The organism is Leisingera aquaemixtae (genome assembly GCF_001458395.1).
In the GTDB taxonomy this organism is placed as follows: domain Bacteria; phylum Pseudomonadota; class Alphaproteobacteria; order Rhodobacterales; family Rhodobacteraceae; genus Leisingera; species Leisingera aquaemixtae.
This window is the reverse complement of record NZ_CYSR01000032.1, coordinates 34,942-58,754: the sequence shown is the minus strand read 5'-3', so window position 1 is coordinate 58,754 and position 23,813 is coordinate 34,942. Positions and strand designations below refer to the sequence as shown.

Here is a 23,813-nt window from a genome sequence, read left to right as displayed (position 1 = left end):
ATCTTTTGAACCCAGGGGGCAGCCGCCCCCTCCCTTCCGGTCAGGAGCCTGCCGCATGACGAACCTCGATGAAAAGCTGGGCCAGATCCTGCAGCGGCTGGACCAGATCGCAGAACATTCAGCCAGGCCTTATCCCGAGGTAAGCGCCTGGCTCGACACCCGCCCCAACAGCAATCATGCGCTGTTCCGGGCGCTGTCCGACAAGGCGCTGGAGCGCACGGTGGAAATCGTTCAGAGCGAGATGCCCGAAGCAATGCTGTTCGAGCGCTCCGACGACATCCTGCTTTATGCGCTGTCCAAGGCCGGGCGCAGCGGCGCCCATGCGGAGTTCGGTGTCTACTCCGGCCGCACCCTCAACCTGATGGCCCGGGCCCGGCCCGGCACCATCTTTGACGGCTTCGACAGTTTCACCGGACTGCCCGAGGAATGGCGCGGCTGGCAGCCGTTCGATTTCGACCGCCAGGGCGAGCCGCCGGCCGTCGCGGCCAATGTGCGGCTGCATCCGGGCTGGTTCGAGGACACCCTGCCCGCCTATGCGGACAGCATTGACCACGTCAGCTTCATGCATGTGGACTGCGACATCTACAGCTCCACGGCGACCGTGCTGCAGGCGCTGGAAGACAAGATCCGCCCCGGCTGCATCCTGCTGTTCGATGAATACTTCTGCTATCCCAACTTCGAGCAGCACGAGCGCCGGGCGTTTGCCGAGTTTCTTGACCGCACCCGGCTGAAGGCGCATTGGATTGCCGTCTGCGGCCAGCGCGCCGCCTGCGAAATCCGGTAACGGCACCAGCAAACCTTTGGGGTTCCCATGAAGACCGCTCTTTTATTCACCGCAAACACGCCTCAACTGGCAGCCTCCAGCCTGATGACGCAGACCCTGCGCGCGCCCGGGCGCGGCGCCTATGACCAGGATATCTGGGTGCTGTCGACCCAGCTCAGCAGCGATGCCCGGGACTATCTGAAAGCGGAAGGCATCCGCGCCCATGTCAGCCCGATGGCCTGGGCTGACGGGAAAATGAAATGGCGGCGGCTGTTCCCCGGGAAAACCGATGCCGAAGCGCTGGCCGCCTTTCACGCCTACCGCAACAAGCGGATGAGCAAGCTGATCTACCTCGAATGGCACGCTCTCCACGGGCAGGACTATGACGCTGTCGCGGTTTGCGACAATGATCTGTACTTCCAGGACGATGTCCGCGGCCTGTTCGAGCAGGCCTCCAACGGCTGCATCAATTATACGGCCGAGGCCAATCCGATGTACCCCGGCACCAGCTTGTGGAAGAAGGATCTGCGCTACCGCCAGCTGACGGGCGACTGGGCCTATGACGGCGGCCTGCACGAGGTGAATATCGGCTTCATCACCGCGCAGCCGGATGTGATGAAGGATTTGTTCGAAGAGATCCGCACCCGTTTCCCGGAACTCCCGCCCAGCCTGATCCGCGACCACAACTGGCATGACCAGGACCTGGCCCGGGTGGTCCGCGCAACCCGGCCGGAGCTGTTTTGCGAATTCCCCGAAGACAGCATCCTGCATCTGTGCGGCGGCGGCATGGCGCTGGCTGAAGAGCGCCGGCCCGGCCATTTCATCAACCGCCTGACCGGCACAGCCCCCAAGATCGTGCATTTCGGCGGCGGCGCCTGGAAAGACTTCCGCTCGGTCGCCCCCTCCTTCCAGGCCACGGCCCAGGATGTGTTCGACAACGCCTGCCAGCGCAACAGCCAAGGCCTCCGGCTGGCAATCTCCTCGGCCAGCTATGACCGCGGCAGCCGTCTGCTGCAGGCCAGCGGCTGGTACGTGGCCCCCTCCGGGGCAACCCCGCCCAGCCTGGTGATTTCCACCTCCGCAGCCGGGCTGGCCGGCATCCCGGTGCTTGGCCCGCCCCGGCCGGACGTGGCAGCGCGGTATGCGGGATCCGGCAGCTGGACATTTTCGGCACGGCTGCCGGACCTGCCTGCCGGCGGCACGCTGGAGGCCACGCTGATCAGCAGCGGCGACATCCAGCGGGCCCGGAAGACAATCGAACAGACCGGCTGAGGCGGAAGGATCCGCCTGATCCGGTTTTACATGCACAAGGGACAATCGCCATGCAGGATCTGCAGGCCCGGCTCCGGCCGCACGAAGCGCAAATCCTGGACCGGTTCCGGCAGCGGAAGACGCCGGCCGTCCAGGATGCCGTGACCACTCTTTGCCTGCTCGGGGCGCAGGATCTGGCGGGGGCTGTGCAGGCGGCCTTGCAGGCCGGCAGGGACACCCGGCCGGAGCTGCCGGACCCCTCTGCCGCTCTGGAAGCCTTTCAGGCGGCGGCGGCGCAGCGCCAGCTCGGCATGACCCATTTGCTCGTCAAATGCCTGGCGGAGGCGGACCCGGGCCTGGCAGAGGAAGCTGTGAACCGCCTGATCGAAAGCGCTCCGCAGGCGCAGGGGATCATGCCCGTGCTGCGGGGGCTGATCTGCGAGCGGGAAGGGCGCTTCTGCGAGGCCCGGGCCTGGTTCGAAAAGGCCGGGCGGCTGGCATGCAGCCAGGCCGATACCATCCGGTCCTGGCACCGCGTTCTGGAGGCGGACCAGCGATGGGGCGCCGCCCACAACTTCCTGTGCTCCCTTCAGGACGACGGCAGCCTGAGACGGGCGCCGCCGGCGGTCATCTTCGAATTTCTGGCCAACCTGTATCTTGCCGGCCGCTTCGCCGAGCATTGCCTCAGCCCGCTGCATCAGGTGCTGGACGGCACCCGGTTTGAAGAAGCCGCGCTGGCGGCCCGGCTGGAAACCGCGCTGCGATCCGGCCAGGAGGAGGCTGCCGCGGACGCCCTGAGCCGGTTGCGAAGCGGCAGGCTGCAGCTGTCAGACCGGTTCAAGCGCTTGGCGGACTGGTGCCTGCTGTTCAGTGGCCGGGAGCAGATCCACGGCTCTTTTGCGGCCCTCCCCTTCGAGCACATCCCTGTGCTGGACGCCGTGCATATCAAAGGCAGCAGCGGCGTCTGCATGATCTTTTTCGATTCAATGGGCCAGGAAAACAGCCTGGAAGTTTTCCAGGATTTTGCAGAACTTGCTTTGCAAAACGGCATGGGATTCCTGATGATCCGGGACGCATCCGGCCTGGGGGCGACTGCCGGCTTCGGCGCGTCAGCCGGAAATCCCGCCCAAAGCGCAGCCAATCTTGCCGCCTTCCTGGCACAGCATGGCTACAACCGCTCAGTCACTGCCGGGCTGAGTGCTGCGGCGATCAGTGCGGTCTATTTCGGCCAGAAAATTTCCGCGTCTGGTGCCATGGGGCTCAGCACGATCCTGTACTACCCGGACTATGGAACCATCAAACAGGGCCTGAGCAGCAAGGCAATCTGGTATTTCTACAACCGGCTGATCACTGCCCCGCATCAGGTCGTTATGGATCTGCGGCCCAGTCTCAGCGCCCCAAACAGCCTCTACATCGAGAACCATGCCGGCGCCGGTTCGGTTTTCGACGCAAACTTCCGCCCGCGGTTTGAACAGGCGGACTCCGTCCGCGCGTTTTATGATGACCATAACATGCATGCCTGCTGGGCATGGCTGCAAAGGCACGGGCTTTTGAAAGGCCGGATCAAGCAATTTCTGGACAACGCACTGGGGTGATCCCCGCCCGGGGCCGCGCTGCCGGCCCCTATTGCCCAGCAGCCCGCTTCAGCGCCTCCGGGCTGTAGATCTCGGGCTGATGAAGGGGGAGGCTAGAGATATTCTCCTCCAGCCACTCCAGGCACTCCTCCACACGGTCCACCCGGCAGCCGAAGTCGAACAGCCGGTATTTCCACCATTCTGCCTTCATCAGCCGCGCTATGATGTCCTCGCTGAACCGGAGCCGCAGCTTGCGGGCGGGCACGCCGCCAACCACCGTGTAGGGGTCCACGTCCCGGGTGACGACGGCTCCTGCCGCGATAACCGCGCCATCGCCGATGCGCACCCCTGCCCTCAGGAACGCCCCGGCCCCGATCCATACGTCATTTCCAATTTCAGTATGGGGGCGGTCCGCGAAGGGAACAGGCTGGAGCGCGCCCCCTCCGGTCTGTTCCTTCCAGTTCATGAAATTCCGCTGCCAGCCAGCCGTGCTGGTTGTCAGGTAATCAATCGGATGCTCGGCCGCGCCGATGGTCACATTCGGCGCCAGGGAACAGTACCGGCCGATCGAGCAATACGCCAGCGACGAGCCGTTTACCAAGGTAAAGGCCCCGATGGCCACCGGCGTCGCGGCATGCAGAACGCCGGACAGATTGGTTGGCGCTTCGAACCGGCTGTCCGGATGCAGCCGGAGCACGGGCCCTGCAGGCGGGCGGAACCCGAGCTCAAGCAGCGCCCGCCGCGCGTTCCGGTCCATCTGTATTTCGATTGGTGACACAGACATTCGCCTCAGCTCCGGCCGGTACCCTGATATCCCGTCACAGCGGCGCGGTGAAAAACGCAGGCGCCGCTTCGCCGGTCTCCAGGCAGGAGGCAAAGCCGCGCGCCGCGTCCAGCGCCTCGCGGATGGTCACATCCATGTCCAGATAGCGATAGGTCGCCAGGCGGCCGACAAAGGTGACGCCCTTGGTCTCTTCGGCCAGCTTGACGTAATCCGCAAGCAGCGCCTTCTCCTTCACTTGGCGGATCGGGTAATAGGGAATGTCGCCGGGCTCGGCCAGGCGGGAGAACTCGCGGTAGAGCACCGAGCCCTCGTGCTCTTCCCAGGGCGCGAAATGCTTGTGCTCGGTGATGCGGGTAAAGGGCACCTCTTCCTCGCCGTAGTTCATCACCGCGCAGCCCTGGTAGTCGCCCTCATGGGTGAAGCGCTCGAAATCCAGCGTCCGGTAGCCGAGACGGCCAAGCCGGTAGCCGAAATAGCCGTCCAGCGGCCCGGAGTAGAACACGTGGTCGTACTCTGCGCCCGTCTCCGGGGTGAATTCGGTCTCCAGCTGCACGGTGATGTTTGCGTGATCGAGGATCTTCTCGATCATCGGCGTGTAGCCGTTTTCCGGCATCCCCTGGAACTGGTGGAAGAAGTAGTTGTCGTCGTAGTTGAACCGCACCGGCAGCCGCTTCAGGATCGAGGCGGGCAGCTCCGAGGGGTGCATCCCCCACTGCTTGATGGTGTAGCCCTTGAAGAAAGCCTCATAGAGATCCTTGCCGACAAAGCGCATCGCCTGCTCCTCGAAGGTCTGCGGATCCTCGATGGTGGTGTCGGCCTGCTCGTTGACGATGAAGTCATGCGCCTCTTCGGGGCGCATCGTCTTGCGGAAGAACTGGTTGATGGTGTGCAGGTTCACCGGCAGCGAGAACACTTCCTGCTCGCCCGACAGCCCGCGGGTGGTCGATTTCACCCGGTTCTTGTAGGGTTTGAAGGTCTCGAAGCGGTTCACATAATCCCAGACCTCGGCGTCGTCGGTGTGGAAGATATGCGGCCCGTAGACATGCACCATCACGCCGGTTTCGGCGTCGCGCTCGGTATGGCAGTTGCCGCCGGCATGGCTGCGGCTGTCCACCACGGTGATCTGATGGCCCGCCTCCGCCAGATGCCGGCCGATCACCGCACCCGAGAGGCCTGCGCCTACGCATAGAATGTTCATGTGCTTGTCCTTTCTTGGGTTACACCCGCAGCTGCCAGTGTGTCTTCTGCCGGGCGGCGGAGAAACAGCCCCTGCCTTTCATGAAACTGCCCGGACCGGAAACGTTCATTGCCCTGGCGGCGGTATTCTCCCGGCCGCGCGGCCCTGCCAGCTCCGAAAGCGCGGGCGGGCTTGAACCAGACCTGTTTCCGGTGCGCCGCTTTGAGCAAAGCCATGCTGTCTGCCGGTCCCGTTGACCGCCCTCAGGAGTGAGAAAACTATGATGTCCGCTGGCTGAAGGTTTTGCCCGCCAGCGCCCCCTCCGGGGCCAGAAGCAAATCAGCATCCAGATCGAACCGGCGGCGCATGACCTCACGGGCCCGCCCGGCTTCCAAAACCCGGCCCCGGTTCAGGTTCGAAATACCGCCGTCATTATCCCCATGCACCGAGCGCACATACATGATCCGCGAGGGGTCCATGAAACACGGGTAGAACATCGCCGCGTCCCGGTGCCCTTTCAGGTAGTGGTGGCCGATGTCCTCACGCGGGCTGACAATGGTGTAGCCCATCGACAGCGGCACCCGGTCGCAGATGTCGATCAACTGCGAGCGCCCGGTCCCGTCGTTTTTCCAGTAAATGCCGCGGGTGGCGCTCAGCACCGTGGGTTTCTGGATCAGCCCGGCAGTGATCAGGCGCCGGGCGCGGCGGCGCAGGCTGGCGATGAAGTCCACTGCCAGCGCATCGTCATCATCCAGCCGGAACAGGCTTACGTGCCCGGCATCCGGATCGATGACCTGCTCGAAAGCCCGGCGCACAGCGTCGGCCAGCGGCATCTGCGGCAGCGCAATGATCCGCACCCCGGGCACACCCGAGACAATCTCCTCCAGCCGGCGGCGGTGCTCCGGCGGCATCCGTTCGGACACGAGGTAGATCATCGAGAAATTGCGGTCGCCTTGCGCCTTAAATGAATGCGCATTGAGCAGCTCCAGCATGCGGAAGCGGAACGCGATCCGGGTTTCGTCGAACAGCGCCCGCAGGAGCTGTGCTTCGTCCTGATGATCCCGGGCCGCCTGGAACCGGTCGGTGGCCGCATAGGAGAAAGGAACAATCCCGATGATCTGGTTTTTCAAGGCCGCGCGATCCTGCATCAAAGAAGTGATAGCCATGCCCTGACTACCCGCCCCTCCCCAGCGCATCAAGAGCAATATCCCCGGCCGGCCGGGTGTTGCCGCGGCGCTATAGGCCGCCGCCGCACCCCGCCACATTCTGCTGGAGCCGCCGCCTGCAACCCGTTATGAGAAGCCCATCTGCGCGCCGCGGCCCGACCGGCAGCGAGGGAACGAGAGGGAACGATGAAAAAGCCGGCATACTCACCTCAGGCGGCTGCGGCAGAAGCCCGGAAGACTGCTCAGGAGATCCACGGCCTGCTGCAGGAAGGGCACTTCAGCCAGGCGCGCAAGGCGCTGGAAACTCTGGGGAAATCCGACCTCCAAGTGAAACGGCGCCGGGTCCGGACCCAGCCCGCCGAAGACGTGCGGATCAAGCGCCCGGTGTTTATTTGCGGCCTGCACCGCAGCGGCACGACGCTGCTGCATGACTATCTTTGCGCCCATTACAGCGTCAGCTTCTTTCAATCGGCCAAGGTGCCGGAGAACGAAGGCCAGTTCCTGCAGGATGTCTACATGGCAGAGCGCCCGTTCGGCGGGCCTGGCGCCTTTGCCTTCTACCCGCAGATGCAGTTTGCTCCGGTGAAAAAACCGGAGCGCGCCCGCAAGGCTGCCAGCCGGCTGCTTGCCCAATGGGACAGCTGGGTCAGCGGGGAGTCCCCGGTGCTGCTGGAGAAATCGCCGCCCAACATCATCCGGATCCCCTATTTCCGCAGCCTGTTCCCGGAGGCCCGCTTCATCGTCTGGACCAGAGACCCGCGGGCCGTCTCTCTGTCCACCCGCAAGTGGCACAAGCTGCCGGTGCCGCAGCTCATGGCGCATTGGAATACCGCCTACATGAAGGCGTTTCAGGATCTTGGCGAAGATTGCATCCTGGCCCGCTACGAGGATTTCTGCGCGGACCCGGCCGGCACGGCAGAGCGGATTGCGGCCTTCTGCGGCCTCGAAAAGCGCCCCGCCCCGCTGCCGCTGGCAGAGCGCTTCAGCGAAGTGAAGAACTCCAACGCCAAATACACCGCCGATTTCCCGGAGACCTACCGGACGCGCAATCTGGTCCGGGCCTGGGAATATTTCGGCTACTCCCTCTCCAACGATACCGGAACCGCTTCCAATGACTGACGCCGCCGCGCTGCAAGAGCGCCCCATCGCCGTCCAGATCGGCTTCAACAAATGCGCCACCCTGTCCCTGACCCGGCTGTTCAACCGCAGCGGCGTCAACTCGCTGCACTGCAACTGGTCCAAGGGCAAGGGACGGCAGGAAAAACCGCTCTACCAGGCCAGGATCCACCGCAACCTGAAAGCCGGAAGGCCCGCTTTCGAAGGGCTTGAGCATTTCTCCGGCTTCTTCGATCTGGAGCTGATCCGCCCCAAGCGCCATTACGAGAACTTCAAGCAGTTCCGGGCCATTGCCGAGGCCTACCCGCAGGCGAAGTTCATCCTCAACACCCGGGACAAGGCCAAGTGGCTGCGCAGCCGCGCCCGCCATACGAACGGGCTCTACCTGTCCAAGAACATGGCGCTCTACAACGAGAGCGAAGAGCAGGTGATTGCCCGCTGGGCGCAGGATTTCGATAGCCATCACGCCAATGTCCGCACCTATTTCGCAGACAAGCCCGGCCGCCTGGTGGACTTCGACATCGCTGCTGACCCCATCAGCAAAATCACGGATTTCTTCGCTCCGCACTTTCAGCTTGACCCGGTCCATTGGGGCCACGCCCACAAGACCAGCGACAAAAGCTGGGCGCAGCAGGAAGAGGACCGCTGGAGCAGCTTTGATTTCGCCCGCTTCGGCACCTGATGCGGAGCCGCCAATGATACAGGATCTGCTCATCCACACAGGAGACCCTAAAACCGGCACCAGCTCGATCCAGTCGGTGCTGAACGCCGGGGCCTGGCGCTGCAGCACATCGCGGCTGGTGCCGCAAAGGCACCTCAACAACGCGCCCCTGGCCAATGCGCTGAAGGCAGACGCCGGCCCCGCCTTTGTGCAGGCGCAGTTCGGCGGGCTGCGCGACTGGTTCGCCTCCCGCGGCGGCGGCACCGGCGTGATCTCCACCGAATTCCTGTCCCGGCGCGACCCGCACCGGCTGCGGGCGGTGCTGACAGAGTATTTTCCCGGCCTGCCCGTGCGCACGATCTCCTACGTGCGGCCGCATGCCTCGCGCGCCGTCTCCGCCTATGGCCAGCGGCTGAAGACCGGCACCTTCGACGGCTCGCTGCCGGAATTCTGCCGCTTCATCAGCAGCGTGCCCACCCTGTATTACGCCAAGCGCTTCCCGGCCTGGCGCCAGGTCTTCGGCAGCGGCATGATCCTGCGCCCCTTCGTGCGCAGCGAGCTGCGCGACGGCGATGCGGTGTCCGATTTTCTCTATCATGCCCTGGGCACCGGCGATTTCGAGCTGCTGCCTCTGGACACCGTCAACGAAGCGCTCTCCGTGGCGGAGCTGTCAGGCCTGCGCCTTGTCCAGCAGGTCCTGCGCGGCCAGGAGCTGGCAGACCACCACAGGCTGGCCGTTGGCGGCGCGCTGCAGCGCAAACTGTCCGCCGCCGCCGGGCGCAGCGGCGAAAAACCGGTGCTCGACCACGTCAGCGCCAGCCATCTTCTGACGGCCTTCCGGGCCGATGCCCAGGCTCTGGACAGCCAGTTCTTCGGCAAGCCCGTTCTGGAAGAGGAGCTGCTGCGCAGCCACGGCACTGCGTCCCGGACCGGGCAGGACTTCTCCCCCGAAGCTCATTTTTCGCCCCCCAAAAGGGCCCGCCTGGACAAGGCCGCGGCCCGGATAGCGGCTTTGATCGGGAAAATGCCCAAAGCCTGGCGCCGGGAATACCAGGTCTCCGTGTCACAGCGCGATGCCACGGACATCGAGGACCATACCCCGGCCCAGCGAAGGAACGCCAAGGCGGTCTGGGAAAGCCTGGACGAAATCACCGCCATCCTGGCACGGCCGCAGGCTGCATAAAGCAGGAATATCTTTTGGCACTTGGCGGCGAAACCCGTTAAGCACCACGCAGAATAAACACAGGCCGACCGGCCGCAGAACATCACAGGTACCCAGGTTGAAACGCACACTCATCCTTCACATTGGCGCCCACCGGACAGCGACCTCTGCCCTCCAGGACTATCTGCACTCCAATTTCGAAAAGCTTCAGGAAAAAGGCTTCTTCTACCCGTTCAAGGTGCGCCGTCACCTGAAGCTGGTGAACAACCTTTTCAGCGGCGGGCGCACCCCGGCCGAGGTCGCCCAGAACATCACAGAGCGGGCGGACAAGCGGCCGCAGCGGATCCACACGGTGATCCTCAGCGACGAGGATATCTGCATGCGCCGCGATCTGGGCGTGCTGGCCGCGTTCCGGGAATGGTTCGACGTCAAGGTGGTCTTCACCCTGCGCCGCCAGGACAGCTGGCTGGAGAGCTGGTTCTTCCAGAACATCAAATGGCAATGGAACCGCAAACTGAGCCATTGCACCTTCGATGAGTTCATGGCGATGCGCGAGGATTTCCACTGGATCCACTACGACCGGTATCTGCACCACCTGGAAACCCTGTTCGGGCAGGAGAACATCATCGTGAATGTGCATGAGCGGGACCAGATGAAGGACGGCCCGATCGAAGCCTTCTGCGACAGCATCGGCCTGACCGACCGCAGCGGCTTCAGCGCCCCAAGCCATATCAACGAAAGCTATTCGCCCGCGATGTCCGAGTTCATGCGCTGCCTGCCGCTGGATGAAGCCGGCCCCGACTACCGCGGCATGCTGACCACGGCCTGTGCCCGGATCGACAGGGCCAGGCCTGGCGGCGGCAAGAAACAGTCCGAACGGCTGATGCCGCCGGAGCAGCGCGCGGCAGTGATGGCAGACTATGCCGCCGGCAACCGTGCCGTCGCGCGGCGCTATTTCAACCGGGAGGAACTGTTCTTTGATCCCCTGCCGGCTGCCGATGCTCCGCTGGCCCGGATGGAGCTGCCCGCCGACAGCTATGCTCTGATGCGCGATCTGGTCACGCCGCTGCTGCAGGCGGTGATTGCCCACCAGGCGGCAGAAAAGAAACAGTAAGCGCTCAAAGCCCCTGCGCCTGACGCCAAGCCAGGCGCAGGGGCCTTTGCATCAGCCCCGCCGTTCCCGGAATTACTCCGCCGCCTGGCGCTCCTGCGATGCGGCAAACCCCAGCTTGTCCTGCCAGTAGGCTTCGCTGGTCAGCTGCCCGTAGCGGCTGCGGTAGGCGGCGGACAGCCGGTCGTAATCTTTCAAAAAGGCGCGGGCGTTTTTGGCAAACCGCTTCAGCTCGCGCCAGGCGGCGGCCTTGGAATGGCGCACGGTATAGAATTTCGTGCGCTCCGCATTCAGGCAGGTGATCTCTGCCGCGCCCCAGGCATAGCCGATGTGGCTGCGGTGCTGCGCCTCCAGGGTGATCTTGCGGCCCAAACGGGCATAGCCCGGGATCAGCAGCCCGTTGAGGCTGAGCTTCATCAGATGCCGCTTCCAGGCCGCGGGGGGCTGCTCACGCACCGGCGGCAGCGCCTGGCGCGGGTGCAGATCCTGCCAGGCCTCGGTGCTGGTCAGCGCCTTGATATCAGCCCGGCGCCCGGCCATATCGGCGTGCTCGTCAAAGAACTCCGGCCCCTTCATCACATCCTCGACCGCCAGGTTGATCGCGGCCAGGGTGTCGTAATGCATCCGCGGCAGGTTGCGCAGGAAGAACCAGGCGGCGATCTTCAGCACGCCGCGCGCGCCCACCTCCAGCTGCGGCAGGCTCAGGTGATGCGCCATGTGGCTGCGCAGGTCCAGGTACCAGGTCTGCGGGCTTTCCTTCTCGGTGAAGCTTTCCTGAAAGGAGACCACGCCGTTGAGGGTGAGGATGTTGAAATCATTGGCCAGCGAGAAGCTGACATCGTCGCCGCGCACGAAGAACGGGAAGGCCAGGTGCTCTGCCTGCGCCACCGGGAAGGCGAAATACCACCAGCCGCCGTAGAAATCCTCCGGCACCGGCTGCGCCGCTTCATGCTCCATTGCCAGCATCCGGGTCACGTCGCGCAGATCGGTGCCCATGTGCAGCGGCTGGCAGCGGGTGAAGAAACGGGCGCCGTTCTCCCAGATCGCCCAGCGGTGCTGCTCGCTGATCATCGCGCCGGCCACTGCGGTCCTGGGATCCCTGGCATAGGCCAGCATCATCCAGGTGCGCTCCAGGCTCTCCATGTGGATCGAGGCGTCATCATCCATGAACAGGCAGTGCGTGGCACCGCGGGCGCGGGCCTCCAGCAGGCCGCGGGTAAAGCCGCCTGCCCCGCCCAGGTTCTCGTTCGGCACCAGGGTGACGCCTTCCTGCGGCGCCAGCTCCACCGACTGGCCGTTGTCGGTGACGATCATCTGCACATGCGGCTTCATCCAGGAGCTTTCGCGGAAGGCGCAGAACCGCTCCACCGTGCGCGCCACCGCCGCCTCGCGCTTGAAGGTGGTCACCGCCAGCGCCAGCTGCGGCGCCCGCCGCGGCGCGTCCAGCGTCTGCCAGCTGGCCCCGGTCAGCCGCCCTGCCCCCAGCGCGCGCAGCTCGAAGAACAGCACCCCGGGCATGACGCCCGGCTGCAGGATCTGGTCCAGGCTGATCTCCAGCCGCCCGTCCGCGGGGAATTCCGCATAGCGGCTCACCACCCGGTCCCAGGACCGGCCGCGCGGCGCCAGAACCACCGACACCTCAAAAGCGCCCTCGCCCTCAAGCTGCAGCTGCAGGCTCTGCAGCCCGCATTCGCGCTGCCATTTTTCCAGGTTGAACAGATTGAACCAGCTGCCGAAGGACACATGGCCGCCCGCCGCAAAGCGCAGCTCGCGCTGCTCCGGCGACACCGCCACCGGCCCCTGCGCCCGCAGATAGAGGTCGCGTTCGGTGCAGATGCCGAATTCCGGCCACATCAGACTCTGCAGCGCCGTTGCGCTGCCCGCAGCCCCCACATCCTTTGTCATCGGTAAAACTCCTTTGCCCGGCACCTGCAATCATCACTGGGGGCTGCATACTGGAGCTGGCAGCGGAAATAAATTCCTCTTTGCCGCCCCGCTTCAGATTCCCGCGCCCGCGCCGCCTGAGCGCTAGTCCAGCATCGCCTCATGCACCTCGATCGCCTCATCGAGGTCCTCGAAATAGCGGATCCTGCCGTGTTCCAGCACCAGGCCCGCATTGCAGAACTGGCGCACCTGGTTCATCGAGTGGTTGACCATAATGGCGCTGGAATGCTTCATCCGGTCGGCAAAGACCGCGCGGCTCTTGCGGCGGAAGGCGCGGTCGCCCACCGCGGTCACCTCGTCGACCAGATAGGTGTCGAAACGGATCCCCATCGAAGCGCCGAAGGTCAGCCGCGACTTCATGCCGGAGGAATAGCTGCGCACCGGCATGTGGTAGAATTTGCCCAGCTCGGCAAACTCCTCGACGAAATTCACCAGGTCATCGGTATCGACGCCATAGATCCGGGCGATGAAGCGGACGTTCTCCGCCCCGGTCAGCTCGCGGTGGAAGGAGCCGCCCAGCCCCACCGGCCAGGAGATGGTGCCATCGCTGACCACCCGGCCGCAGTCGGGGCGCATGGTGCCCGCGATGATCTGCAACAGCGTCGACTTGCCGGCGCCGTTGCGGCCCAGAAGCGCCAGCGACTTGCCCGCGGGCAGCGTCAGGGTCAGGTTGTCGATCACCACCTTGCGCTCGCCCTTGAGCCGGAAGCTCTTGGTCAGGTTCTCGAACCGGATCATGGCCCGCTCCTCAGCTGCGGTCGCGGATCGAGTAATAGATCAGCACCAGGATCGACCAGGTGAGCAGCAGGAACAGCCCGGCCAGCGCGCTGAGCACGAAGCGGCGCGGGTATTCCGCCTCCTCGGCCAGGGCCGGATTGATATAGGTGGCCAGGTAGCGGCTCTGGCGGGCGGCATCGTCGCGCGCCGCCTCCAGCGCCGTCAGCGCCGCGCGGTAGGTTTCCTCGGCAAACTCCCGGTCCACCGTCAGCCGCTCGAACTCCGAGATCAGCGTCGGGTAATCCTCGCCGACGCCGCCGGTGTCGGTGTTGCTGGAGGCAAAGGTCTGGCGCTCGATGTTGATGCGCTCGCGGATCACGCCGATCTGCTGCTGCGCCTGCTTCAGCCGCACGTCGCCCGGCGCCACCGTGCCGGCCAGCAGGTCGTATTCGATCAAGGCCTCGGCCAGCTGCTGCTGCAGGTTGTTCATCACCCCCATGCGGCCCTGGATATCGGCCTCCGGGTCGACGATGCGGGTGCGGGTGCGGAACCGGGTCAGCTCCTCGCGGGCGGCTTTCAGCCGCTCCACCGCCTCTTCCAGATCGGTTTCGGCATAGCGCATCGCATCGGCGCGGGCCTGATCGTTGAGCGCATTGATGCGGATCTGGCTTTCCTCGATGATGGCCTGGGCAATGGCCTGGGCGGTCTGCGGATCAAAGGCGGTGACCTGCACCTCGGTCAGCCCCGAGCCGCTGTCATAGGAGATGCGGGCGATGCGCTGCCAGAACCAGACTAGTTCCTCCAGGGTGGCATCGGGCCAGATCGAGAATGCCCAGTCGCCGGGCCAGTGCTGGCTGTAATGGGCGCGCAGGTCCACCCGCTTGCTGACCGCCGCGGCCATCTCCTTGCTCTGGATGAACTCATAGAGGATGTCGCTGTCCGAGGCGGTGGAATTGCCGGCGAAACTGGCCAGCCCGCCCAAGAGGTCGTTGGCGCTGGAGCTTTCCTGGCTGCGCACGGTGAAGCCGGTGGTGGAGGCAAACTGATCCTCGGCCACCGCAAACAGATAAAACACCGCCGCCGCCAGCGGCAGCAGCACCAGGGCTGCGAAACTGGCGATCAGCCCGCGATGGCGCCCCTTCAGATGCGCGGGCCGGGCCACCGGATAGGCCGGGGTCCCGGCCATCTGCGCCTCCAGCGCCGCTTGGGCCGCCTCGGCCTTCTGCACCTTGCGGCGCAGTTTCCGGAGCTTCTTGCCTGCGTCCTTGCCGCCCGGACCGTCCTGATGGTCCGGCGCGCCGGGCAGCTGTTTCACATTGGCGGCCTCCCGGCCGGGCGCGGCGGGCCGGTCCGGGCCGCTGCCCTCCGCCTCTGCCGGGCCGGATGTGTCAGAGCTTTTGCGGCCGGTGCGGAAGTGGGCGGCAGCCTTCCGGCGCGCCGCCGGGCGATCCTGTGTCATAATCTGCTTATCCCGGCCTGCAGCCGTTTGTAATTGCCTCGTCTTTCTTTCATATTATCGCCTGCACAGCGCATATTCACAATGGGTATTCATGACCAGCACCCCGCCCGCAGCGGCCCCTGCCCTGCCTCCCGCCCAGATGCCCGCCCTGCCGCCCGCCGCCGCCCGCGCGCGCCGCTTTGCCAGCCTGCGCACAATCGCGGCGCTGGTGCTGCGCGAGATGTCGACCCGCTACGGCCGCACCCCCGGCGGCTATCTCTGGGCCATTCTTGAGCCGCTGGCGGCCATTCTGTTCCTCAGCCTCGGCTTCTCGCTGGTGATCCGCAGCCCGTCGCTGGGCACCAGCTTCCTGTTGTTTTACGCCACCGGCTATCTGGCGTTCGACCTCTACAACACAATTGCCAATACCACCGCCCGGGCGCTGAACTTCTCCAAGCCGCTGCTGCAGTTCCCGGCGGTGACCTGGGTGGACGCGATTCTGGCGCGGTTTGCCCTCAACAGCCTGACCGGCAGCCTGATGGCGCTGCTGCTGCTCTCCGGCACGCTGATGGTGATCGACAGCCGCACGGTGCTGGACCTGCCGCCGGCGGTGCTGGCGATGGCGCTGGCGATGGTGCTGGGCCTTGGGGTGGGCACGCTGAACTGCGTGCTGATGGGGCTTTATCCCTTGTGGGAGGTGGCCTGGTCGGTGATCACCCGGCCGCTGTTCCTCGCCTCCGGCGTCCTCTTTCTCTATGAGGACCTGCCGCCGCTGGCGCAGGAGATCCTGTGGTACAACCCGCTGATGCATATCACCGGGCTGATGCGCACCGGCTTCTACCCCACTTATACCGCCGCCTATGCCAGCGTGACCTACGTGCTGCTCACCAGCCTGGCCCTGCTGGCGCTGGGGCTGCTGCTGATGGGCCGCTACCACCGGGTGATCCTGAACCGCTGAGCGCGGCGCGGGACCGCCGCCGGCTCAGCCGTCGCCTGCCAGCTCCAGCACCCTGGCATGGGGCACTCTGGTGCGCCGCAGCAGCCCGTCGCGCAGGGCATGGCCCATCAGCCGGGCAAAGGCGCGGCGGCCGCCGCGGTGGTGGCGCAGCTTCATCAGCCACTTCGGCACGATCACCAGAAGCACCGGCCAGAACAGCCAGCCCGCCGCCATCCGGTACAGAAGCAGCAGGTTGCGGTGGTAGTAATAGGCCTTCCACAGCGGCACGAAGCGGCCGCGCTGCGCCGCCTCCGCCTTTTGCGCATCCGCGCCCCCGGCCTGGAAGGTCGACAGGTCATGCTCGAAGCGCACCGAAGGCTCAAAGCCGATCCGGCCGCCCGATTTGGTCAGCCCCAGCGTGTAAAGCCCGTCATCGCCATAGATGAACAGCTCCGGATCCGGATAGCCGATCCGCCGCACCGCATCTGCCGAGATGAAGAAGCCCACAAAAGAGGTGACGTCGATCTGCATCCCCGCCCCCTCGTAATCCGAGGGCTGCACGTGAAAGCCGGAGCGGCCGCCGCCGAACAGGGTGCGCAGGAACTCGCGCCCGTGCCAGAACGGGTTGCGCGAGGGGCGGTTCATCTCGCAGATGCGGCCGTCCGGGAAATAGACCGCCGCCGCCACCGCGTCCCAGCCGCCCCCCTCTGCCGCAGCTGCCGGCTGGCGGTGCATCGCCAGCGCGTGAAACGCCGCCAGCCCGCCGGGGGCGGGCCGCCCGTCGTCATCCATCACCGCCAGCCAATCGGGGGCGTGATGCTCCATCGCCCGGCGCATCCCCATCTCGAAGCCGCCGGCGCCGCCGCGGTTGGTGGCGCTGCTGCAAATGTCCAGCCTGGGGTCGTCCTGCGCCGCCAGCCATGCGCCGGTTCCGTCCGAGGAGGCATTGTCGGCCACCACCACCGCCGCCAGCTCCGTCTCCGGGCTCTCCAGCAGCCGCGCCAGCGTCGCCTTCAGCTTGTCCAGCCGGTTGTGGGTCACCACCACCGCCACCAGCCGCCCGGCCGCTGCCCTGGCCGGGGCCGCTGCCGGAATGTCTGTGCTGCGCGCCTCTGCTGTGCTCACCGGGGTGCTCCTGTCTGCTTGCGGGCCTGGCCCTGTCGTCTGCTGCGGCCCCGAAAGCACATAAATCGCCGGCGCTGTCAAACCCTTTGCGCCCGGTGCGGCGGCGCCTGGCCGGGCGGGCCGCGCCGCGCTATTTAGGTCCGCTTCGGACCAAATGTTTCGCGCGCGAAACATTTGGTCCGAAGCGGACCTATCTTCTCCCGCAGCTGCGCCCCGGGCCGGGCGGGCGCAAAAAACCGGTTCCCGCCCTGTCCGGCGGCGTATATCCTTCTAGTCTCAAGACAATGGCGGCAGCCAAGCCGCCGCACCGGGGATTGAGAAAAGGGTATTCCATGCGCATTGCGATGATTGGCACCGGCTATGTCGGTCTGGTGTCCGGCGTCTGTTTTTCGGATTTCGGCCATGACGTGGTCTGCGTCGACAAGGACGCGCGCAAGATCGCCCGGCTGCAGGCGGGGGAGGTGCCGATCTACGAGCCGGGCCTCGATCAGCTGATGGAAAAGAACGTGAAGGCGGGCCGCCTCAGCTTTACCGGTGATCTGGCGGCGGCGGTGGACGGGGCGGAGGCGGTGTTCATCGCCGTCGGCACCCCGACCCGGCGCGGCGACGGCCATGCCGACCTCACCTATGTGATGGCCGCGGCGGAGGAGATCGCCGCAGCGCTGACGGACTACGCGGTGGTGGTGACCAAATCCACCGTGCCGGTGGGCACCAACCGGCAGGTGCAGCAGGTGATCGCCAGGGCCAATCCGCAGGCAGACTTCGACGTCGCCTCCAACCCGGAATTCCTGCGCGAAGGCGCCGCGATCGAGGATTTCATGAAACCCGACCGGGTGGTGGTCGGCGTGCAGAACGAGCGCGCGGCGGAGGTGATGGCGGAGATCTACCGCCCGCTTTACCTGCGCGACTTCCCGATCCTGACCACCGACCTGGAATCGGCCGAGCTGATCAAATACGCGGCCAATGCGTTTCTGGCCGCCAAGATCACCTTCATCAATGAAATCGCGGGTCTGTGCGAGCGGGTCGGCGCGGACGTCAAGGAGGTCGCCCGCGGCATCGGCTTTGACGGGCGGATCGGCAACAAGTTCCTGCACGCAGGCCCCGGCTACGGCGGGTCGTGCTTCCCCAAGGACACCGCGGCGCTGGCGCGGATCGGCCAGGACCATGCCTTCCCCTTGCGCATCACCGAGACCGTGATGCGCGTGAATGACGAGGTGAAGCACCGGATGGTGGAGAAGCTGCGCGATGCCTGCGAGGGATCGTTCAACGGCAAGACCGTCGCGGTGCTGGGCGTCACCTTCAAGCCCAACACCGATGACATGCGCGAAGCACCCAGCCTGACCATCGTGCCGGCGCTGGTCGGCGGCGGCGCCCGGGTGCGGGTGGTGGACCCGCAGGGGCAGGCCGAGGGCGAGGCGCTGTTGCCCGGGGTCGCCTGGATGGAGGACCCTTACGAGGCGGCGCAGAACGCCGACCTGGTGGTGCTGCTGACGGAATGGAACGAGTTCCGCGCCCTGGACCTGAAGAAACTGGCGCGCGGGATGGAGGTGCCGCGGATGGCGGACCTGCGCAACATCTACTCGCCCAAAACCGCCAAACGGGCCGGCTTCCGGACCTATGTGGCGGTGGGGCGGGGCGCCTGAGCGGCCGCCCGGAAATAGGTCCGGTTCGGACCAAATGTTTCGCGCGCGAAACATTTGGTCAATCATACTGACCTAATCAGACTCTCCCGCGGAGGCAGATATCAGGCACTAAAAAGGGCTTTTCCGGGGAAAAGCCCTTTGCCTCCGGCGGGAGTATTTGGGGAAAGATGAAAGGCGGCAGGCTCTGATCAGAGCTTTTTCAGCCAGGCCTCCAGCGTCTTGGCGAGGCTGGCGTCAACAGCCTCGCCGCTGATTTCGATCTTCTTTTCGCTGGGCGTATAGGTCAGCCGCACACCGCGGGGCGCGTTCAGAACGATCCGCTCGCCGGGCATCGCCGCGTCCCAGTCCCCGGCGCCGCGCACCCGCGGGCCCTTGACCAGCGGCGCCACCGGGGGCAGGGGCTGGTCCGCATCCCGGCCTGCATTCCGCTCCTTGGCCTGTGCCGCCAGTTGTTCCAGGGACGGCGGGGCAGGGGGGAGATCAGGCTCTAACCTGGGCGTTTTCTCCGCTGGCGCCTCCACCAGACGGGTCAGCACCTCCAGCTCTGCCTCCGGGCTGGAGCGGTCGGCGGCCTGCAGCGCCTGTTTCGCACGCTCCGCAAAGCCCTCATCCGCCTCGATCTCGCGCACCAGGGCCAGGCCCAGCTTCTCGCTGATCGCGGTGGGGTAGACCAGCACCGCATCCAGCGCCTCGACCAGGGTGACGAAGCTGCCGATCTTGGAGCGCTTGGCGCGGGTGGCGTTGCCGAACAGCGCCTGCAGCGCGTATTTGCGGCGGGTGAAGACGCCTTCCTTATACGCCCGCACCGCGATCCGGGCGCGCTCGTAATGGGAGAGGTTCACCCGGATCTCGTTTTCCTCGACCATCGCCACATAAGAGTCTTCGGCGCTGTCCGGCTTGATCACCAGCGCCTTGAGGGTGGCAAATTTCGGGTCTGAAGTCTCGGCGTAGAGCCGCTTCAGCGCGGTCAGGCGGCGCCAGCCGGAAATGAGGCCATGGGTGCGGCCGCCGAAGCTGTCCTCCAGCGGCACCACTTCGGCCGGGCTCTGCTGGCCGCGGGCGCGGATCGAGGCGATCAGCGACTGCAGCTCTTCCTCGTCCTGTTCGATGCGGTCGCGCACCAGGTGGTTCTCGTCGATCTGCGCCAGCGGCAGTTCTTCGATCATCAGCCCCCTGGCGCGGGCGGTTTCCAGCACGCCGGACAATTCCTGCAGCGCCGCCTGGGCAGAGGCATCGGACGCCACCTGGGCAATCGGCGCAGCCCCCACACTGGACGGGCCGCCAAGCGCCGGTTTGGCCGCGGGCGCCGCCGTCAGGTAACCGGCCTGTGCCGGGGAAAGCCGTTTGCGTTTTGCCATGTCCTGTCCTTCGTGCCTCAGTTGCAGGATGCGTCTCTCTTGGTCGGGGCCGCATCCTGCCCCAAATGTCTTGCCGGGGCCTTATTCGGCCGCGCGCTGCTCCTGCAACGCCTCGCGCCGCCAGACCCCGATCAGGAGCTTCTTGAAGGCGGCATAGGTCTCGTCGAAGGTCTCCCGCCCGCGGGCATAGGTCTCGCGGTTGAAATCGCGGTAGTCGGCCTCGTAGATGCCGCTCACCTGCTCGCCGGCCTGGCCGATCAGCGCAGTGAAATCCTGTTTGTGGGGGGAGAGCACCCGGCCCATATAGGCCTGCATCAGCGCCGCCAGCTCGCCCTGCTGGGCGCTGTCATAGCGGGTGATCACGGTGCGCACCGCATCCCATTCAAACGCCAGCCCGGGGCGGCCCAGGGCGCGGGCGGCGAGGTTCTCGCCCTCCTCGATCGAGGCGAAGGTGGAATGCAGCATATCGAAGAAGCGCCCCGTCGAATCGAACTCCAGGAAGGACGCGCCCATCGGCACCAGCAGGATGTCGGCCGCAGACAGCCCGTTGATGGTGAGGTAGCCAAGGGCGGGCGGCGTGTCGATGAAGATCACGTCGTACTGGTCCAGCACCCCGTCCGCCTCCAGCCGTTCGGTGAGCGCATCCCACAGCTTCCAGGACCGCGCCGCCATCCGCCAGACCGGGATCTGGAATTCCGCCCAGTACAGGTTCAGCTGCGCGCCGATGAGGTCGATGTTGGGCCAGTGGGTGTTCTGAATGACGTCCTGCGCGGTCATCTCCATCGCCGCATCCAGCGCCTCGTCCAGCGGCTGCGGGGCGTCGCCGCGGTCGAGCCGGCGCTGGTTCTCCAGCCGCAGGTGCTCGCCGTAGTGGCGCGCCAGGAGCGGGAAGGCGGTCTGCCATTCATCCTCCACCTTGCCGCCGAAGATCGAGGTCATCGAGCCCTGGCTGTCGAGATCGATCACCAGCACCTTGTAGCCGTCCAGCGCTGCCGACATCGCCAGATGCGCCGCGGTAGAGGTCTTGCCGACGCCGCCCTTGAAGTTGGCGACGGCGACCATCTTGGCGGGCAGGCCTTCGGGGCGGTAGGGCTGGTAGTCCTTGGCCTTGGAGCCTTGCGCCGCGAAGAAGGCGCGCAGCCGCAGCACCTCCTCCAGCGTGAACCACTTGGCGCCGCCTTCGGTCTCGCTGCGGCCCTGCGGCAGATCGGGGTTGGCCTTCAGCACCCGGCGGAAATGGGCCTGGGCGACCGGGATCAGGTAGCGGGTGATCTCCCAGGTGGAGAACAGGCGCAGCTCCTTCTTGCCTTCCTCGTTCATGCCGCGGCTGGCCAGATCGGTCCGGCCCGCGGCGCAGGCGGCGGCGATCCCGGCAAAGCCCGCGGTGCCGGTGGGGGCATCAAGCTCGGCCAAAGCGGCGTCGGGGTCGATGCTGAAATAGGGGGGAAGGCTGCTGCCTGCCTTGTGGATATCTCGCGCCATGAGGTCTGCCTGCTGTCCTTGGGCCGTTGCGGCCCTGCCCGTGTGGAAGGCTGCTGTTCTGCTGCTCCGCAGCCTGATGTGCTGCCTTTTGAACAGAATACGCAAAAACGCCGCACATGGAAGCAAAATGCGCATCCCCCTGGTTTTTCTAAGCAAATCCGGCAGTTGCGGCAGGGGAGAGCGGGGGTGTTTCAGAGCGTTCAAAAAAATCTGCTCTGTTATAAATGAGTTATTTATTAGTTACAGGCGGAAGGGGGCGCACGCAAAGCCCTTTTTTCATTGGCGATCGGGGCGGATTTTCCGCGGGCAGTGACTCTGAAACCCCGATCAAATGACTCCAAACCCCCGACGAAACGATTCCGAACCCCCGTTGCCGGGACATGTGGATAACCCTAGGGTGGGCGTAATCAAAACCACGATAAAACGAGTCGCCAAACAGGGGCAGCAGATCCCGGCGGGCGGCAGAGCAGACGGCGGACAGGCAGATGGCAGCAGAGCTGACGGCGGGAGCGATTCCGCCAGAAGGGCAGGGGGATTTCTTCCTCTGCGATATCTTCGGGGCGATCCCCAAGAACGACCTGGCGTCGATGGAGCATCCGCTGTTCAGCTTGGGCACCCGGCCGGACCGGCGCATCCTGAGCTACCAGCACAACGGCGCCGAGATCACCGTGACCCCCTCGGTCAAGGGGCTGGCGACGATCCACGACAAGGACATCCTGATCTTCTGCATCAGCCAGCTGATGGCGGCGCTGAATGCCGGCCGCCAGGTGAGCCGCACCCTGCACCTGAAGGCGCATGACCTGCTGGTGGCCTGCAACCGCGAAACCTCCGGCGATGCCTACCGGCGTTTGCGCGAGGCGTTCGAGCGGCTGGCGGGCACCCGCATCACCACCAATATCGTGACCGGCGGCCAGGAGGTGACCACCGGCTTCGGCCTCATTGAGAAATGGGAGATCGTGCGCAAGGCCCGCGGCGGCAAGATGGTCAGCGTGGCGGTGACGCTGTCGGACTGGCTCTACCGGGCGGTCTTGTCGAAATCGGTGCTGACGCTCAGCCGCGATTACTTCCGGCTGAGGAAACCCTTGGAGCGGCGGATCTATGAGCTGGCGCGCAAGCATTGCGGGCGGCAGAACAGCTGGCAGGTCTCGGTCGAGACCCTCTTGAAAAAATCCGGCTCGGCCAGCCCGCGCCGGGTGTTCCGCAAGATGATCCGCGACATGATCGACGCGCAGCCCTTGCCCGATTACGCGCTGGAGGAGCTGGAGGGCGATGTGATCCGGTTCAGCCAGAAGGCCGCGGTGACCGAGGCGGTGCTGAACGCGCCCAGCCTGAAGCCCGCAACGCTGGAGGAGGCGCGCGCGCTGATCCCCGGCGCCGATGCCTATGCGCTGGAGGCGGAGTGGCGCGCCATGTGGGTGCGCACCGGCAGCCCGCGGCTCAGGATGCCCGATGCGGCGTTTCTGGGCTGGGTCCGCAAACGCGCCGCGGAATAAGACGCAACAGGCGCCCCCCGCGGGCGCACCCTTCATCTTTCCCCAAATACTCACAGGCTGTACTCCCAGGCCGAAGGCCTCCGCCTTTGCGGGCAAAGGCGGAGCTTACATCTCTCCAAAAAAGGTCAGCATGATTGACCAAATGTTTCGCGCGCGAAACATTTGGTCCGGACCGGACCTATTTCCGGCAGGGCGCGGATTGTGCGGGATGTGAGAGAGCGCGGGCCCCGGCGTCCGTCCTCATCAGGGGGGGAGGAGAGGAGGGACGCCGGGGGCTGCAGGTGGCCGGGCGGCACGGGGAGGGGGGGAGGTGCGGGCCAGGCCTTGCGCCTCGGGATGAAGCGCGGGGGGGAATGCGGCGGCCGGGGTCAGCCGAAATAGGCGCGCGGCGAGTAATAGGCCAGCTGCGGTCCGGCGGCCAGGCGCTCGCGCTGTTCCAGCGCCCACTGGCAGGCGGTGCAGCCCAGCACCCCGGCGATGGGGTAGATCAGGGCCAGGGCCAGCAGCGGCAGGCCCAGGAGAAAGCCCGCGGCCACGGCTGCCAGGCTTGCGGTAACGCCGGTGAGGGTGCTGATCAGGGTCATGGGGGTGTCTCCTGCGGTCTGTGTGTCTGTGTGTCTGGGCGGCAGCTGGCTGTGTCTGCCTGTTGAACCCTTTCTAGCACGGCGGCACCGGCGGCGCTGCTGCACCAAAGGATAGGGCGGGGGTGCTGAGGGCTATCCTGTGCCCGCCATGGGTCAGGCGGCCCCGCCTTTTCCAGGCGCCTGCCCGGCGGCAGGGGGCAGGCATGGGGGGACGCGGCGGGAGGGCGGACACCCCGGAAAGATAACAGGCCCGCCTCAGCCCTGTCGGCTGAGGCGGGCCCGGACAGGCTGCGGCCCTCCCCCCGGAACCGCGGCCCTCCTGACTGG

The 23,813-nt window shown here is 65.7% G+C and carries 20 protein-coding genes; 10 read left to right on the top strand and 10 right to left on the bottom strand.

Features of this window, described 5'->3' with window-relative positions:
* Window positions 1-55 precede the first annotated feature (55 nt).
* From PHA8399_RS18890 to PHA8399_RS18880, 3 genes are read left to right on the top strand one after another with little or no spacing between them, the layout of a single operon-like run.
* Window positions 56-784, top strand: coding sequence for a class I SAM-dependent methyltransferase (locus tag PHA8399_RS18890; protein ID WP_058287655.1), 729 nt, complete (start codon window positions 56-58; stop codon window positions 782-784).
* Window positions 785-811: 27 nt separating this feature from the next.
* Entirely contained in the window at window positions 812-2,035 is a 1,224-nt protein-coding gene (locus PHA8399_RS18885) for a hypothetical protein (RefSeq protein ID WP_145977070.1), read from the top strand.
* Between the two features lie 50 nt (window positions 2,036-2,085).
* Complete coding sequence (locus PHA8399_RS18880) at window positions 2,086-3,609, top strand: hypothetical protein (RefSeq protein WP_058287653.1); 1,524 nt, start codon at window positions 2,086-2,088, stop codon at window positions 3,607-3,609.
* 28 nt (window positions 3,610-3,637) lie between these two features.
* Here the strand turns inward: PHA8399_RS18880 and PHA8399_RS22900 are convergent, their stop codons facing one another.
* From PHA8399_RS22900 to PHA8399_RS18865, 3 genes are all read right to left on the bottom strand, one after another.
* Window positions 3,638-4,372: a CatB-related O-acetyltransferase gene (locus PHA8399_RS22900; RefSeq protein WP_082649580.1), complete on the bottom strand. Its 735-nt coding sequence runs from the start codon at window positions 4,370-4,372 to the stop codon at window positions 3,638-3,640.
* Window positions 4,373-4,406: 34 nt separating this feature from the next.
* Entirely contained in the window at window positions 4,407-5,570 is a 1,164-nt protein-coding gene (gene glf, locus PHA8399_RS18870) for a UDP-galactopyranose mutase (RefSeq protein ID WP_058287651.1), read from the bottom strand.
* Window positions 5,571-5,827: 257 nt separating this feature from the next.
* Window positions 5,828-6,715: a glycosyltransferase gene (locus tag PHA8399_RS18865; protein ID WP_158509278.1), complete on the bottom strand. Its 888-nt coding sequence runs from the start codon at window positions 6,713-6,715 to the stop codon at window positions 5,828-5,830.
* 186 nt (window positions 6,716-6,901) lie between these two features.
* On the opposite strand from PHA8399_RS18865, the gene PHA8399_RS18860 reads away from it, so the two are divergent.
* The 4 genes from PHA8399_RS18860 (at window position 6,902) to PHA8399_RS18845 (ending at window position 10,768) form a co-directional block, all read left to right on the top strand.
* Entirely contained in the window at window positions 6,902-7,834 is a 933-nt protein-coding gene (locus tag PHA8399_RS18860) for a sulfotransferase family protein (protein WP_058287649.1), read from the top strand.
* Window positions 7,827-8,513, top strand: coding sequence for a sulfotransferase (locus PHA8399_RS18855; protein ID WP_058287648.1), 687 nt, complete (start codon window positions 7,827-7,829; stop codon window positions 8,511-8,513). Before PHA8399_RS18860 ends, PHA8399_RS18855 begins: the two co-directional genes overlap by 8 nt.
* A gap of 13 nt (window positions 8,514-8,526) precedes the next feature.
* Window positions 8,527-9,675 (top strand): hypothetical protein, encoded by a 1,149-nt coding sequence (locus PHA8399_RS18850; RefSeq protein ID WP_058287647.1) that lies wholly within the window; start codon window positions 8,527-8,529, stop codon window positions 9,673-9,675.
* Between the two features lie 97 nt (window positions 9,676-9,772).
* Complete coding sequence (locus tag PHA8399_RS18845) at window positions 9,773-10,768, top strand: hypothetical protein (protein ID WP_058287646.1); 996 nt, start codon at window positions 9,773-9,775, stop codon at window positions 10,766-10,768.
* Between the two features lie 72 nt (window positions 10,769-10,840).
* Here PHA8399_RS18845 and PHA8399_RS18840 read toward each other — a convergent pair whose 3' ends face one another.
* The 3 genes from PHA8399_RS18840 to PHA8399_RS18830 all read right to left on the bottom strand — a co-directional run bounded on the left by PHA8399_RS18840 (window position 10,841) and on the right by PHA8399_RS18830 (window position 14,885).
* Window positions 10,841-12,670 carry a glycosyltransferase gene (locus tag PHA8399_RS18840; RefSeq protein ID WP_058287645.1) on the bottom strand — a complete coding sequence of 610 codons (1,830 nt, stop codon included), beginning with the start codon at window positions 12,668-12,670 and terminating at the stop codon, window positions 10,841-10,843.
* A gap of 123 nt (window positions 12,671-12,793) precedes the next feature.
* The gene (locus tag PHA8399_RS18835; RefSeq protein ID WP_058287644.1) at window positions 12,794-13,447 is read right to left on the bottom strand and encodes an ABC transporter ATP-binding protein; all 654 of its coding nucleotides are present in this window, start codon (window positions 13,445-13,447) and stop codon (window positions 12,794-12,796) included.
* Between the two features lie 10 nt (window positions 13,448-13,457).
* On the bottom strand, window positions 13,458-14,885 hold the full coding sequence (locus PHA8399_RS18830; protein ID WP_082649578.1) for a KpsE/RkpR family capsule polysaccharide export protein: 1,428 nt from the start codon (window positions 14,883-14,885) through the stop codon (window positions 13,458-13,460).
* A gap of 91 nt (window positions 14,886-14,976) precedes the next feature.
* Between PHA8399_RS18830 and PHA8399_RS18825 the strand changes: the two genes are divergently transcribed.
* Window positions 14,977-15,822 carry an ABC transporter permease gene (locus tag PHA8399_RS18825; protein ID WP_058287643.1) on the top strand — a complete coding sequence of 282 codons (846 nt, stop codon included), beginning with the start codon at window positions 14,977-14,979 and terminating at the stop codon, window positions 15,820-15,822.
* Between the two features lie 24 nt (window positions 15,823-15,846).
* On the opposite strand, the gene PHA8399_RS18820 is transcribed toward PHA8399_RS18825, so the two are convergent.
* Window positions 15,847-16,926 (bottom strand): glycosyltransferase, encoded by a 1,080-nt coding sequence (locus PHA8399_RS18820; RefSeq protein WP_244270260.1) that lies wholly within the window; start codon window positions 16,924-16,926, stop codon window positions 15,847-15,849.
* 332 nt (window positions 16,927-17,258) lie between these two features.
* Between PHA8399_RS18820 and PHA8399_RS18815 the strand changes: the two genes are divergently transcribed.
* Window positions 17,259-18,569 (top strand): UDP-glucose dehydrogenase family protein, encoded by a 1,311-nt coding sequence (locus tag PHA8399_RS18815; RefSeq protein WP_058287642.1) that lies wholly within the window; start codon window positions 17,259-17,261, stop codon window positions 18,567-18,569.
* A 188-nt stretch (window positions 18,570-18,757) separates the two neighbouring features.
* Here PHA8399_RS18815 and PHA8399_RS18810 read toward each other — a convergent pair whose 3' ends face one another.
* Both PHA8399_RS18810 and PHA8399_RS18805 read right to left on the bottom strand, forming a co-directional pair.
* Window positions 18,758-19,927: a ParB/RepB/Spo0J family partition protein gene (locus PHA8399_RS18810; RefSeq protein WP_058287641.1), complete on the bottom strand. Its 1,170-nt coding sequence runs from the start codon at window positions 19,925-19,927 to the stop codon at window positions 18,758-18,760.
* Between the two features lie 81 nt (window positions 19,928-20,008).
* Window positions 20,009-21,409 (bottom strand): AAA family ATPase, encoded by a 1,401-nt coding sequence (locus PHA8399_RS18805; protein ID WP_058287640.1) that lies wholly within the window; start codon window positions 21,407-21,409, stop codon window positions 20,009-20,011.
* Window positions 21,410-21,894: 485 nt separating this feature from the next.
* Between PHA8399_RS18805 and PHA8399_RS18800 the strand changes: the two genes are divergently transcribed.
* Window positions 21,895-22,902, top strand: a complete 1,008-nt coding sequence (locus PHA8399_RS18800; RefSeq protein WP_027243276.1) for a replication initiator protein A — start codon at window positions 21,895-21,897, stop codon at window positions 22,900-22,902.
* A 368-nt stretch (window positions 22,903-23,270) separates the two neighbouring features.
* Here PHA8399_RS18800 and PHA8399_RS18795 read toward each other — a convergent pair whose 3' ends face one another.
* Complete coding sequence (locus PHA8399_RS18795) at window positions 23,271-23,486, bottom strand: hypothetical protein (protein ID WP_058287639.1); 216 nt, start codon at window positions 23,484-23,486, stop codon at window positions 23,271-23,273.
* Window positions 23,487-23,813 lie beyond the last annotated feature (327 nt).